Below are 14,082 nucleotides of genomic sequence, written 5' to 3'. Positions count from 1 at the left end.
CTAATTGCTTCAAAACACTTATGCTGATTTATACTTCGCTTTAGCTTGGATAGCATGATAATTTATACTCTAATTGCCAAAGTCTGTTTACTATAAATTTTTCTAAGTTATATTGCAACTTATACCAAGTTAGTAGTTTATGGCCACAATTATGAATTATTGAATTACTAAAACTGGTAAAGTGTAGCAAATTCAATATTATTTAACAATATTATTTTCAGTAGTGCTGAGTCTGAGTGCTGTTAGCGGTAGCGGGGTGTTTAGCCCGTGCTGAGTAGAAATTCCAGTTCCTAGAACATTTTCATACAAGGCTTTTGAAACTCGTTTCATTAGGAAGCATCTCACCTTTGCAAATATACCAGGCGATTAGAAATCGCGGCTACACAAACGTACTCCTTCCCTACGGGACGCTACGCGAACGGAGAAGCAAGCTACGCGTAGCTACGCGGACTCAAAGAATTTGAAATCCACGCAGGCGGTGAAGTGTGGGTTTTGTTTGTATAGCCGCGAATTCCAATCACCGAGGCAAGTAATAAATTAGACTTTTCAAACAACCTCTCAAGAATTGGTTTCAATACTGCTCGGGTTTTGCATTTTTAAATCAGAATTGGTTTAAACGGACTAATAAAATATTCTTAGTCTGTTTAAACCAACTTGAGCTATTAGCCTGAAAATAAATTTTCGGACGATTCTTAAGCTTTTGTAACAGCTTTTCAGATGGTGGTTCTACACATATTCATCTCGGTAATTAGGAATGCTTAACTTCTAGAAAAGGCAGTTGCTTGGAACCATTAGCACCAATAACTTCAATGCCTTGTTTGCCACGAATACCATCTACTGGCAGAGAAACTGTATAAGGTGCGGTAGCTGGTAGTCCGATTCCGGGCAAAGTGCCAACGACCTCAACTCCCCAATATTCAGGTTGCTGGACGTATACAAGTGGTACAAGATTCACTTCCAAATTCAAGTATGGTTTCGTCCCTCTGACAACTAAAATATAAGTGCCACTTACTATACCAGGACGAATTTCTGCTTCTTCAAAATCAATTAATCGAGATGACTCTGGTTTTGGTAAAGCTCTAAATTGACTAAGACTTTGCTCTAATGTACTCATTTTTTCTCCTGTAGAAGAATTATATTGTTGTTAAATCAGCTAATTCAAAGAGATAACAAGATATTTTCAATCTTGTACCTTCATTTTTTTAGCTTCTTAGTTCATTCATCAAGGTAAAAAGCAAAGTTTATGCAATGCCAACTTATTCTTTACATTTATTTATAGTAGTTCCCGTTTACGTGAGGTACGCCCGTAGGGTAAGCATTGATATCATGTCCCCACAGTCTTATCTATATAATTGATATTGCATTCTTGTTTAAATTGGCATGGTCAAAGAAATCCATTATTTAATACGCTTTCATTCCCTGGCGACTGTTATTTTTAATAAAAATCCATTTTTGTTCAAAATCTACTAATATAGTCCAGTTTCAGATCCACCGTCCTCAGTAATTTCTGTGCGATCGCTAGGATGGACTATGCGGGTATGTTTGGGAGATAATCATACCTAAGTAGCTCTTGATAACGTGCCCATGCTCCAATGCGTTCCCACTTTGGGGCATCGCTTTCAACTCCTGTAACTCGTCGTCAAAACCTCGCAGCATAACCCCAGATTTTAAAAACTCTTACAGCTTGCTTGTCTACTAGGGGGGGGAGACACGCTACACGAGCAGATCAAACAACTACTTAGGTGATGTTTAGCTGCTGCATTCGGAATTATTGGTGGTTATCAAGACATGAAGAATACATAAAGATAAGTACTGACACTATACTGATTGGCAAATTATGTGAAGAGTATGCAAAGATATGTCTTTAAGTGTGGACATCTCAGTAAATATTCAGATATGGTTATCAAAGTGTTATTTAGATGTTCCTTATTTTTAAGCTACACACCCACGGGCAATAGCCCACAACAATTGCATAAAAATTCTTTCCCTATCGAAAGTGAATTATTCTCTATATTTACGACAGTAGGGCTACGCTTTGATAAGAAATATGAAGTGTGGGTTTTAGGCATTCAAGCTTGATTTTTCGGGACTTTGTCAATGATTGCTGGGTTGATCTGCGGATCAAAAATGATAAAAAAAGCGTGAAACCATCTGTTTTTCTAAATACACGCTCATAAATATGTACAATGCTTAAGACTTAGATAGTCGTAAATAGCATTATTACTGGTACACAAATAACGAATGAAAAAGGAAATAGGGAATAGGGAATAGGTAAAGACTTTAACTTTGAACCTCCTGCCCTTCGGGTTCGGCAGTCCCCCATCGACGGAAACCGCCAAGACGGGGGCTGCCTCACCTCTTGCCTTTTTCAAGTCAGTTAGACAAGTCCTGCTTACAAGCTTATCAATAGGGTAAATCTTCGAGAAAATTGCTAGCCCTTAAGGGTGACATAAAAGTATGTCGAAAGCATTAACTCTCGATGATTTCTGTTTGTCCTTAAACAACATTAACAAGTTAATAGCTGAAGTTACTCAAAATATCGATTCAGGAAGGTAAGAGTTATGGTGAATATCATTGGAACCAACGGCAAGGATACTCTACTGGGTAGCCAGGACGCAGATACAATTAACGCTAAAGTAGGTGATGATATCGTCGATGGTAAAAATGGCAATGACCTTTTAAGCGGTGATGCCGGAAATGATACCCTTATTGGTGGTCCAGGGAATGATACTCTCCTTGGCGGTACGGATAACGACTCTCTCCGTGGTGGTACGGATAGTGACTCTCTCCGTGGTGGTACTGGTAATAACCTGCTGCGGGGTGATGAGGGAAATGATACGCTTGATGGTTCCTATTCTTCTGGAAATAACATCCTCAGTGGAGATGCAGGGGATGATTACCTTGATATTAGCTATTCTGCTGGCAACAATACGGTTTCAGGCAAAGACGGCGATGATTCCTTCTACGCCGATGAAGTCCGGGGTATAAACGCTCTAAATGGAGGCGCTGGTAATGATGACTTCCATTTGTCCGCCTCAACAATTGCTCCCTCTTCCTTAACGACTCAAAGTGTAAATGGAGAAACAGGTGAGGATGACTTGTCTGTATATTACACCCGTGCTACTAAAGGAATCATTTCGAGTTTTGATGCTGCTACTAACACTGGCTCAATTCGGGCTGGCACAAATCGGATTAACTACACCAATATCGAACAATTAGAAATTAGAGGTACAACCTACGCTGATTTTATTGTCGGAAGCAATGGCAACGATTTACTCTTCGGAGGCAGTAGTGGTAACGATTCAAATTATGGCAATGATACGATTTTTGGCGGTGAAGGTAACGATTACTTGAATATTGATTATTCAACAAGCGATAACATCCTTAACGGTGGTGTTGGAAACGATCAATTCAGTGCTACCTCTTCAACAGGCGATAACCTGATTTCTGGTGACGATGGCAGTGATAATCTCTCTGCGTCTAAGACAGATGGCAATAACACCCTCAACGGTGGTGCTGGTGACGATCAATTAGATGCCAACTATTCAACAGGCGATAATATCCTCAATGGAGGAGATGGCAATGATTCTCTTAGCGCCTCTCGCGAATACGACTATTCCGCCTCTTTTACCTCTGGTGATAACACTCTCAATGGTGGTGCTGGTGACGATCAATTGAGTGTTAACTATTCAACAGGCGATAACATCCTCAATGGGGGGGATGGCAATGATTCTTTTAGCGCCTCTGGCTACTACGACGACAAAAAAGCCGAGGGCAAGTTTGGTAATAATATTTTCAATGGAGGGAATGGTAATGATTCCTTCTCTTTCGTCCTATATACTTCCCCACTTTCCTTAGCGACTCAAACAGTAGATGGGGGGACAGGTAACGATTTGTTGAGCGTTTCGTATATCTATCCTAGTGGGGGAATCACAACAACATTCAATACTGTGACTAACACTGGCTCGATTAGGGCGGGCACGGATCTGATTAACTACAAGAATATCGAAGGATTACATATCTCTGGTACAGCCTACAATGACTTGATTGTGGGGAGTAATAGCAACGATACTATCTCGCTCTATGGGAGTAGTAGTGGCAATGATACTATCGATGGCGGAAAAGGTGATGATTTATTAGAAGGCTATTATTACAGTAATTCTAGCGGCGGTCAGGGAATCACAACGACATTCAATGCTGTTACTAACACTGGCTCCATTACATCAGGCGCGAATCAGGTTAGCTACAAGAATATTGAACGATTAAATATCTCAGGTACAGCCTACAATGACTTGATTGTAGGTGGCAATGGCAATGATACACTCACCGGAGGCGATCGCGGCAAAGATACCATAGATGGAGGAAAAGGTAACGATTTGTTGTCTTTCTATAACTATTCCATCGGCCAGGGAATCACAACAACATTCAATGCTGCTACTAATGCTGGTTCGATTACAGCAGGCCCGAATCAGGTGAGTTACAAGAATATCGAACAATTAAATATCTCAGGTACAGACTACAATGATCTGATTGTGGGGAGCAATGGCAACGATACCCTTGCTGGGGGACGTGGAAATAACACGATTCTCGGCGGTACAGGTAAGGATTACTTGAGTGCTGACTATTCAAATGGTAATAATTCGCTCTCTGGTGGTGATGATAATGATTCTCTTGATGTCTCTGGCTCCTACGACGACTACCGAGGCAATTTTGATCTCGATGCTATCTCTGGTAAGAACACCCTCAATGGTGGTGCTGGTGATGATAACTTAGTTACTAACTATTCATCAGGCAATAACCTATTGAATGGGGGCGATGGCAATGATACTCTCACAGCCGCTGGTTCAGCCTCCTTATATTCCTTTTATGGAGCTTATACTGTCTCTGGGAATAATACGCTCAATGGTGGTGCTAATGACGATCGCTTGATTGTTGACTATTCATCAGGCAATAATCTACTGGATGGAGGCGATGGGAATGATACTCTTACAGCCTCTGGCGCTTCTGGTAAAAACACCTTCAAAGGTGGTAAAGGTAATGATAACCTTTATGGAGGATCTGGTACTGATACCTTTGTTTTCAATGGCTTCAGTGAAGGCGTTGATAGTATTTACAACTTCAACGCGACTAATGAACTGATTCAGGTATCGGCTGCTGGTTTTGGTGGCGGTTTATCATTAGGTTTACTCTCAGCCAGCTCTTTTACCCTTGGAACATCTGCAACAACCAGCAATCAGCGATTTATCTATAACAATACTACAGGCGCGCTATATTTTGACCAAGATGGTAGTGCGGGTGGATTTGCTCAGGTACAATTTGCACAACTATCTGGTGGAGTGTCACTAAGTCAAAATAACGTTCTAGTTGTTTAATCCTCAACCCCACAGTCAAATAGAAATCTTCAGAATGCGAGGTGTTCTATTAAGGACCTCGCATTCGATTCATTAATGGAATTATTAAACCACGTGGTAGAATAATTACTCTATGCAGTACAAATGGCGAAGCGATGTATCCAAGATCAAGCAGTTGCCCATCTCCTGCAAGAGCGATCGCTTCTCAATAGCGTTTGAGACGCGCTTACCCTGTGCGCCATCCCCCATCAGTAAGTCAGTAAGTTCCCAATGAGTTTTAAAGTCGGAACTTTACAAGTTTTTGGCACTCGTTCCTGTAGGTTACGTTTATTACCTGCGTAATGCTTGTAAATAATTTCTGGAGAGTTGCCAACCCACCTTCCTACATCCTTCGCATCAATATCAGCTTCCAGGCAAAGAGTAATAAAAGTATGTCTGCATTGATACGGTTTGCGATATTCGCTGACTACGCCCTGTTTTACAAGTTGAATTACGATTCCATCTTTGAGGGCTAACCCCTTAGTACTGAAGGGCTTCAAAGCTCTGTAATGGTTATATTTATTTAAAGGCGGCACCCGGATTTGAACCGGGGGTGGAGGTTTTGCAGACCTCTGCCTTACCACTTGGCTATGCCGCCACAGCAGGATTCGCTGAACTACTTTAATGTTGCTAAGGTATCTTAGTAGCCATTTAGTAGTCATCGGGTGCTAGTTAAACCATGATAGCATAGGATTCTGAGGTAGAGATAGTAGGTTAACTGGATGTTTTTGGTAGTCTTTAGGCGATCGCTAGAAAATTTCGATTGCAGGTTGACCATAGCACAAGCAACTCTTAGCTGATTAAAAAGAGTTGTAATTCTTCACTCCTGACTTGTTACACCTTTACTTCATCGGCAAAACTACCCCAGCGGAGAAAGTGAAACGGGCCGGCGATAGAACCCCAGAGACGTTCATCGGTGTCTAAATCTCTTCCCCTGTCGAGGCTGAAAAATTCTTTAGCGTCAATCTCAAATTCGTTATCCAGATAAGTATTTTTGCCGTCACGAACCACTATGCAAGCTTTACCGGGTTCAACTCTGCCTTTGAAGCTCTTACCTGTCCACTCTACAATCATGTTGCAGCCTGACATTTTTTCCAATTGATCAACAGACAACTCTTTGAGGCGTTCGGGTTCACGAGATGCACCGTAAAATTTTTCTTCTTCTTTAACGGTGTAGTGTTCAATAGCAATGTGGTTTTCTGCCGGAATTAACTTCATTACCCGCATCCGGTAGGGTTGATTGAGCATAAAATCATAAGCTTGTTCGAGAAACAAACTTACCCCTGAGAACAACTCTAAGGGAAGGGGACGGATACACACGCGGATATGGGCATAAAAAGGCGGATTTTCAAAAGCTTGTTCTTGATTGCTAAAGTCAGCTGCCATCCAGCGGGCTAAGGTGGCGATATCAGTAGAATGAGTCATTACAAAACTATCAACTAGTTGTTTAAATATTATCGTAGGATTATTTTGACACTCCCCTGACTCAAAAATCATGGTTGCGATCGCAATTTTTAAATTATATCTACGATAGCTGCTCTGACTGGAGAAAATTTGGCTGCTTCAGTACAAGTTAAACTGTTTACATCTTGTACTTAATAACTAGAACTCGTTAAGCATTTATTTTTACAAATTCCGCACACTGCCTTTCATCTGTACGCTGAAGCCACATAGCTCTTAGGTGGGCTTTTCTTGTAAACCTGGAGAATAGTTAGTCAATAATAGGGCATGGGGATAATTGCTAATTATCTCATGCAAATCACTTAAGGCAAAGTAAAGTACCCATGCTCAGGCACTTAATTGCGATCGCTACTGCCACTATACTCTTTAGCAATTCCTTAACACTGGCAGAGAGTAAACCGCCGAAACCACCTGATAAATTTCCTCCCAGCCCCCTAGAGATTACCACACCCGATCCACTGTCACCACGATCGCTCAAGGATAAACAACCGTTAACTCCCCAAGAACGGCAAAAGTTAGAACCAGCGTTAGATGCGTTAAATCAAGAAGCGGCGGCGAAACTGCAAGCAGGTGAGCAGGTTGCAGCTTTTGAAATTTGGAACCGAGAATTACGTTTGCGGCGCTTTTTAGGTTCATTAGCAGAAGTGCAAGCATTATCACGAGTTGGCGCGATCGCCTGGAAGCTAAACGACGGACAAGAAGTACAATATATTACGGAACGATTGCAAGCAATTCAAAAACAGGCGCAATCTCAGAAAAAAGCTGCCCCAATCGATCTAGAATTGTGGCGATCGCTAGGTGAAGCTTACAAAAATGTGCGATCGTCTAAATTAGCTATAGAAGCTTATGACCAAGTTTTGCTAGTAGTGCGACAACAACAAGACCAAACAGCGGTATTAGAAACCCTCAAAACACTTGGAGAACTGCATTTGAGTTGGTTTGATTATCGCAAAGCTGCGCCAATCTACGAGGAATTGTTGAGTTTAACGGCTTCTCTTGGCGATCGTGTAAACGAGGTAACATATCTGCAACAACTGGCTTACATTTACGAGCAGACAAGTCAACCACAGCAGTCATTGAATGTACTTAACAAACTAACAGAAATTTATGTCAATGAAAATCGGCTTACAGAAATACCAGAATTAAAGCTAGCGATCGCTTCAGATTACGAATCTCTAGCTAAGAAAGATCCTAATTTACTGCTAGAAGCTTTTAACAATTATCAACAAGCTTATACCACTGCTTGGCAATTAAAGGAGTATGTTCGGGCTGGTGATGCTTTGCAGAAGTTAATTGCGTTGTATCGTTCCCAAGGACAAACACAGGAGGCTTTGCAGGCTAGCGAAATTTTGGTGCAGATACAGGCGCAAGCCGCCAACTTTTACGGAATGATGCAAGCTTATGACCAAATTGGGCAATTGCATCTAGAACGCAAAGAATTTCCTCAAGCATTAACAGCTTTTCAACAAGGGTTAAAACTGGCGCAACAACTCAAACATGAAGAAGCATACTTTACTGGGCAAATTGCAAAACTGTCGAAAGCAAATTTTTAACAAACAGAATTTAGGAGTCAGGAGCGGAGCCGGAGACGCTCCGCCTCCGGTCAGAATTCAGTTGAGTCTTTCTTTAACTGAAATTTCTGCGATCGCTTAATATAAAAATACCCGTCACGCCTCCCCACAAGGTGAAAAGCTATGTCAGAAACTACCCTAGCTGCACCAGATATTCAACTCCCACCCACCCAAGCAGAATTACCAGACGATGACGGTATCCCGATGGAAAGCGCACGCCATAAAGCCCAGATGGACTTGCTGATAGATGCTCTGATACCTTGGTTGCAAGAACGAGAGGATGGGTTTATCGGCGGTAATATGTTTGTTTACTACAGTCTGGCCCAGGTGCGAAACAAAGACTTTAAAGGGCCAGACTTTTTTGCTGTGTTGGGAGTCCCAAAAGGAGAACGTCGCAGTTGGGTGGTTTGGGAAGAGGGGAAAGCACCAGATGTAGTTATTGAGTTACTTTCTGACAGCACAGCCCAAGCAGACAAAAATGAGAAAAAGCTAATTTATCAAAATCAAATGCGTGTCCCAGAATATTTCTGGTATGACCCTTTTAACCCTAATGATTTGGCTGGTTTCTCTAATGAAAAAGGAGCTTATCAACCTATTGCAGTAAATGCTCAAAATCAATTGGTGAGTCAATCTTTAGGGTTAGCATTGCAGTTGTGGCAGGGAAGTTATAAAGGTATTGATGCTACTTGGTTACGCTGGGCAAATTTGGCAGGGGAGTTGCTGCCAACCCCTGAAGAAAAGGAACGTCAAAGGGCAGAACAAGAAAGCCAAAGGGCAGACAAGGCAGAATTGCAGTTATTACAAACTGCACGCAACTTACTTGAATCTGGGATGACAGTAGAACAGGTAGCTAGGTTAACAGGTTTGAATGTATCTGCTGAAGGGGCTACGAAATAGGCTAAAAAGCTTTGTATTCAGTGGACTTGGGCTATGAGACTCGGAATTCATTCCGAGGCGGGATAAAAACACAGTGCGAGATTCATTAATAAAGAAAGATATAGACTTGTGTGTACACCGTAGGCTCTTCGGGAGGGGAGACAAAGCGTAGCTTTGGCGGGGTGGGGTTCTTTCTTATTTTTGATTTATGCAAGAAGTCTATTGCACATTGTGTATTAATGCACAACCACTGAATATAGATATTTTGACATACCCTTTCAGGGATAATTCTTGTTATACAGCAGCCTACAGGGAGAACTAAATATGACATCTCCAGAAACGGTTATATGGCTACAAGAACGCACGAGTTTAGGAATTCTTTCACCTGAAGTATTAAATGCGATCGCTCAAGTAATTGAAGAACAAGTAGTGAGTGCCGAAACTGACTTAGTTAGTGAAGGCAATTCTCCAGAAGCCCTTTATATTCTTGTACAAGGTCAACTCGAAAGCAATAGCACCAATCAAAGCAACCCAGCTTTAGCCTGTGGATTTCTCCCCGGTGCAGTGATTGAACTCAAAGAATTGCTGTTGGATGAATTAACTCCATTCACAATTACTACAGTAACCGAATGTCACTTGTGGGTTGTACCTGCTGTTAAATTTCGGGAATTAGTCACTCAATACCCTGAAATTGCTCAGGCTTTTTCGCGTCAATTGGCTCAAGAATTAGCTCAGGTAACATCTGCACTTGGCTATGAACAAGAACGTTCTATTGCCTTGCGCCCATATTTAGTTACCAAAGCACAACGGGGAATTGTTGGTACAAGTCGCTATGCTGTGCGGCTGCGGGAGCAAATTCGTTTATCGGCTGCCGATCGCAAATCAGTAGATATTTTCGGAGAACCAGGGTTAGAAAAAGACAATATAGCAGCCTTGATCCACTTTGGTTCTCCCAAACGGCGAGAACCAATTATTAAAGTAAATTGTGGTATTCTCCAAACTAGCGGTGCAGATTTATTTGGTCGCGCTGGCGGCAAACCAGGATTGTTGGAATGGTTGGGAGAAGGTACTCTAGTTCTCAACAATATTCAAGAATTGCCCGAAGAATTATTACCTGCCGTGACGGAGTTGCTCAAAACTGGTACGTATACCCCCGTCAGTCGTTCTGGAGATTCAGTAGCCGAAGCTCGTCCCAGTAAAGCCAGAATTCTGATTGTTTCAGAAAAAACTCAGCCAACAATTGAACGTTCTGTTGGTCACATTATTAAAGTACCACCGCTACGGGTGCGGAAAGCTGATATTCAGACACAGGTTGAATATTATACTAGTCTCTACATTCGCTCTAGAGGCGTTCCGAAACCGCACATTACCCCAGAAGCTCTGCGTCGCCTTCAGTCTTATGATTTTCCTGGCAACCTCAAAGAATTGAAAAATCTGGTAGAAAGAGCGATTGTCCAAGCTGAGGGTGCAAATGAATTAACAGAAGAAATTTTCTGGCCAGCTGAAACTAAGAAAAAACGATTTCGGGTAAATCTGTTAAATGCCTATCCTTCCTTAAGGCGGTTTTTACGTAGTGACTGGTGGCCCGATCGCATTAATTATGGTTTTACTGCAACAGCTTTTGCGATTATTGTTGCAGTGTTATTTATTGGGCCGCAAACCCGCGATCGCAATTTCGTATTAAATCTATTTTGGGCTTGGTGGTGGCCTTTCTTCTTATTTCTCTTTCCCTTTTTGGGACGTGTCTGGTGTTCTGTTTGTCCCTTCATGATTTACGGGGAAATTACCCAAAAGCTCTCTTTGTGGCTGTGGCCTCGCAAACTCAAGCGCTGGCCGAGAGAACAAGGCGAGAAATGGGGCGGATGGTTTATGTTTGGGTTATTTACCCTAATTTTCTTATGGGAAGAACTCTGGCATTTAGAAAATACTGCCTACCTTAGTGCTTGTTTGCTGCTGTTAATTACTGCTGGGGCGATGATTTTCTCGGCCCTTTTTGAGCGGCGGTTTTGGTGTCGCTATCTCTGCCCTATCGGCGGGATGAATGGTTTATTTGCCAAACTCTCAATGACGGAACTCCGGGCACAGCAGGGGATATGTTCTGCTAGTTGCACCACATATCAGTGTTATAAAGGTGGGCCGCAAAAGGGCGAAGGGCTGGAAACCAATGGATGTCCTTTATACTCACACCCAGCGCAGTTAGAAGATAACCGAGATTGCGTACTGTGCATGACTTGCCTCAAAGCTTGTCCCCATCGTTCCGTTGAGTTCAACTTGCGTCCCCCTGGTATTGAACTGTGGACAACTCATGTACCCCGCACTTATGAAGTAGCATTATTGTTTTTGCTGTTGGGTGGTATCTATCTCCATCGCTTGCCAGAGTTGCAATCTTGGTTGGGGCTACAACTAGATTTAACTGATTTTTGGCAGCACTTGGGATTATCGCTGCTAGTGTTAATTATTCCAGCAGCTCTTACCTTTGGGGCTTATGGCTTGATCCAAGTGTTCAATTTTAACCGGAAGTCAAAATCATTTGTAGAACTTGCCTATGGCTATTTACCATTGGTTTTGGGGGGAAATTTGGCTCACTATCTACGTTTAGGTTTAGGTGAAGGTGGGCGGATTTTACCTGTTACCTTCGCTACTCTTGGTTTGAGTGGTGAACAATTACCAATATTAGTTGCTCACCCTGCTGTGATTGACTTTTTGCAAGGTACAACGATAATTTTATCCGTATTGCTGACTATGTTATTAACGCAAAAGATTGCAAAACAACCATTGCGATCGCTCCTTGGGCAACACCTAGCTGCGATCGCTTTGGGAGTTAGTATGTGGGCGATTATCGTCTTTTGAGCTTTACATCTTCTACCAGGCGGTTTCTAATCGCCTGGACTAGGTGCAAAATGTGATTTAAGAACATTCTTCCCTACGAACGTGATAGAAAATACTTATATGATTTATGATTTTTGACTCATAGTGTAAGGATTACAGATAATGCACGTTCTAAAAAGATCCATCAAACCTGCAACTTATATATCATTCCTCCACATTTACCAAACGACTTGGGGGACTGCTGGTGATATTTGTTTAATCCGTGAATCTGTAGCTAATGATAGTACCGCGAAGTTTATCGGGCACAAAATCGAACTAGCAATTCCCAGAGGGTTGGAGCGCGATCGCATCGCCAACTGTCCGATAATTAAAGTTGCAGGTAATGTCGGCGACGGACATCCCAAAGAGCATCCGTTGGAATGGGAGGCTTATGAGGGTGTAAAAGAAGAAATAGCTTTAGCGGCTCTCAAACCTTGGGGCTTCAAGTTAATTGAACTCTAATGTGGCAAACCAGGCTTCTAAATCCGCTTGAGCCTGAAAATCCAATAATGCTTCACCGAGATTTTCTAATTGTTCTAAGGAGAGAGTTTCAATTCGGTCTAGCATCTCTTGGGGTAATTCTCCCACCCGTCGAGTAAGTTGACGGAGAATGAGCAATTGCCCTTCTGCTTTTCGTCCTTCTTCCCGTCCTTCTTCCCGTCCGCGTTGTTCGCCTTCAGCGAGAATTTCTTGATAAATTACTGACTCGCGCATCATACCCTCCCGAAATAATTGTCGAATCAAGTCTTGATTGTATTTTAACCCCGCTAAGATTTGGGTATACGCGGAAATTTCTGGTCGTTGTCTTGGCTCAAGTTGATTAACTTTGCCCACAACTTGTTGCAACAATGCTTGAGGTTGCGTGGTTGCTGTTAGTGGTGCTAAGGGTAACAAAGCTGGCTCGTTGAGGAATAGTTCAGGATTTTCTTCCCATAAGCGAATCACGCGATATTCATGACGGGTAGTTTCGACACAGAAGACAGTTTCAATTACTGTTCCTGGTGCAGGGGGAAGCAATAATACGACAACTTGCGTTATTGGTAGACGATATAAACGATACAAGCGTACCCAATAATCTAGCATCCGCAAGGGTAGGGGTGGCGTAGATTCTAGTTTGGTTTGAAATTCCAGATGGAGAATGCGTCCTTGTAATTGTAAAAATGTGACATAATCAGCGCGAATTGGTTCAATGCTCAATTCGGTTTTGAGGACTTTGACGGAAGTTTGCGGTGTTCCTAATACCCAACTGGCAAAGGTAGCAGGATGTTTTTCGGACAGTAGTTTGCAGAGGTTATCAAAAGACATTAACGATCGCTAACAATTGAACAAGGTATTGTTATTATCTCGTGCAGTGGTTTGAGTAGGCGATGTCTACGATGGTCACTGAGCGGCTTGCCTTGAGCGAAGTCGAAAGGAGCCGAAGTGCGGGCTAGCCTACGCACCATCGCTCAAGCAAGCTCATTATTATACTCTGGGCGTATCTTTTTAAATTCCTGTAATAATTACATTAATATTCCATTTCTAGCTAGGTTGAGTTATCAGACGGTAAAAAGATAACTGTAGCGGTTCCTGATTTACTAGTAAAAAACCTAACTCCCCTCTCTTTCCTTACTAAAGAAAGGGCAGAAACAGCCTTTATTACTAAAGAAATTACGAATTATACAAATGTATCTGCACATAATTAAAAAGCGATCGCTCTTGTTCATTTTTCTCTTTATCCTGCTGTTGACTCTCCTCCTCGCCCTGCCTTGGGTAAGCGCGAAAGAACCGCCTCAACCAGAAGCGTGGCAGATTAACGGTATCGTTGCTGCTTTGGATGATGGATATGACCAAGTAAAGGGGTCTGCATTCAACAAATTAGTGGGAGCATCCACTTTTGGCAGAAACACTCAAATAGCAAGTAAACCATTCAGATA

General features: G+C 42.3%; 10 protein-coding genes, 1 tRNA gene and 1 pseudogene. 6 read left to right on the top strand and 6 right to left on the bottom strand.

What is annotated here, in order from left to right:
* Nucleotides 1-198: 198 nt before the first annotated feature.
* A complete protein-coding gene (locus tag RMX69_RS06010) occupies nucleotides 199-330 on the bottom strand; it encodes a hypothetical protein (RefSeq protein ID WP_289798579.1) in 132 nt (43 codons plus the stop codon).
* Nucleotides 331-748: 418 nt separating this feature from the next.
* Nucleotides 749-1,114, bottom strand: coding sequence for a hypothetical protein (locus RMX69_RS06005; RefSeq protein WP_289798580.1), 366 nt, complete (start codon nucleotides 1,112-1,114; stop codon nucleotides 749-751).
* A gap of 1,447 nt (nucleotides 1,115-2,561) precedes the next feature.
* On the opposite strand from RMX69_RS06005, the gene RMX69_RS06000 reads away from it, so the two are divergent.
* Nucleotides 2,562-5,372 (top strand): beta strand repeat-containing protein, encoded by a 2,811-nt coding sequence (locus RMX69_RS06000; protein WP_289798581.1) that lies wholly within the window; start codon nucleotides 2,562-2,564, stop codon nucleotides 5,370-5,372.
* 227 nt (nucleotides 5,373-5,599) lie between these two features.
* Here RMX69_RS06000 and RMX69_RS05995 read toward each other — a convergent pair.
* From RMX69_RS05995 to RMX69_RS05985, 3 genes and pseudogenes are all read right to left on the bottom strand, one after another.
* Nucleotides 5,600-5,818: pseudogene (locus tag RMX69_RS05995) on the bottom strand (hypothetical protein); the annotation flags it as partial.
* A gap of 99 nt (nucleotides 5,819-5,917) precedes the next feature.
* A tRNA-Cys gene (locus RMX69_RS05990) sits at nucleotides 5,918-5,988 on the bottom strand.
* Between the two features lie 236 nt (nucleotides 5,989-6,224).
* Entirely contained in the window at nucleotides 6,225-6,815 is a 591-nt protein-coding gene (locus RMX69_RS05985; RefSeq protein WP_289798593.1) for a chromophore lyase CpcT/CpeT, read from the bottom strand.
* A 359-nt stretch (nucleotides 6,816-7,174) separates the two neighbouring features.
* Between RMX69_RS05985 and RMX69_RS05980 the strand changes: the two genes are divergently transcribed.
* The 4 genes from RMX69_RS05980 (at nucleotide 7,175) to RMX69_RS05965 (ending at nucleotide 12,628) form a co-directional block, all read left to right on the top strand.
* Nucleotides 7,175-8,404: a hypothetical protein gene (locus tag RMX69_RS05980; protein ID WP_322636818.1), complete on the top strand. Its 1,230-nt coding sequence runs from the start codon at nucleotides 7,175-7,177 to the stop codon at nucleotides 8,402-8,404.
* Nucleotides 8,405-8,545: 141 nt separating this feature from the next.
* On the top strand, nucleotides 8,546-9,319 hold the full coding sequence (locus tag RMX69_RS05975) for a Uma2 family endonuclease (protein WP_322636817.1): 774 nt from the start codon (nucleotides 8,546-8,548) through the stop codon (nucleotides 9,317-9,319).
* Nucleotides 9,320-9,622: 303 nt separating this feature from the next.
* Entirely contained in the window at nucleotides 9,623-12,148 is a 2,526-nt protein-coding gene (locus RMX69_RS05970; RefSeq protein ID WP_322636816.1) for a sigma 54-interacting transcriptional regulator, read from the top strand.
* A gap of 141 nt (nucleotides 12,149-12,289) precedes the next feature.
* The gene (locus tag RMX69_RS05965) at nucleotides 12,290-12,628 is read left to right on the top strand and encodes a hypothetical protein (protein ID WP_289798597.1); all 339 of its coding nucleotides are present in this window, start codon (nucleotides 12,290-12,292) and stop codon (nucleotides 12,626-12,628) included.
* Here the strand turns inward: RMX69_RS05965 and RMX69_RS05960 are convergent.
* On the bottom strand, nucleotides 12,614-13,471 hold the full coding sequence (locus tag RMX69_RS05960) for an Rpn family recombination-promoting nuclease/putative transposase (RefSeq protein WP_322636815.1): 858 nt from the start codon (nucleotides 13,469-13,471) through the stop codon (nucleotides 12,614-12,616). The two genes, RMX69_RS05965 and RMX69_RS05960, sit on opposite strands and share 15 nt — an antisense overlap.
* 360 nt (nucleotides 13,472-13,831) lie before the next feature.
* Here RMX69_RS05960 and RMX69_RS05955 point away from each other — a divergent pair.
* Nucleotides 13,832-14,082: hypothetical protein (locus RMX69_RS05955; protein WP_322636814.1), on the top strand; the 251-nt coding region annotated here is incomplete at its 3' end.

It is taken from the genome of Nostoc sp. EspVER01, from assembly GCF_034530635.1.
In the GTDB taxonomy this organism is placed as follows: domain Bacteria; phylum Cyanobacteriota; class Cyanobacteriia; order Cyanobacteriales; family Nostocaceae; genus Nostoc.
This window is presented reverse-complemented; position numbering and strand designations above follow the sequence as displayed.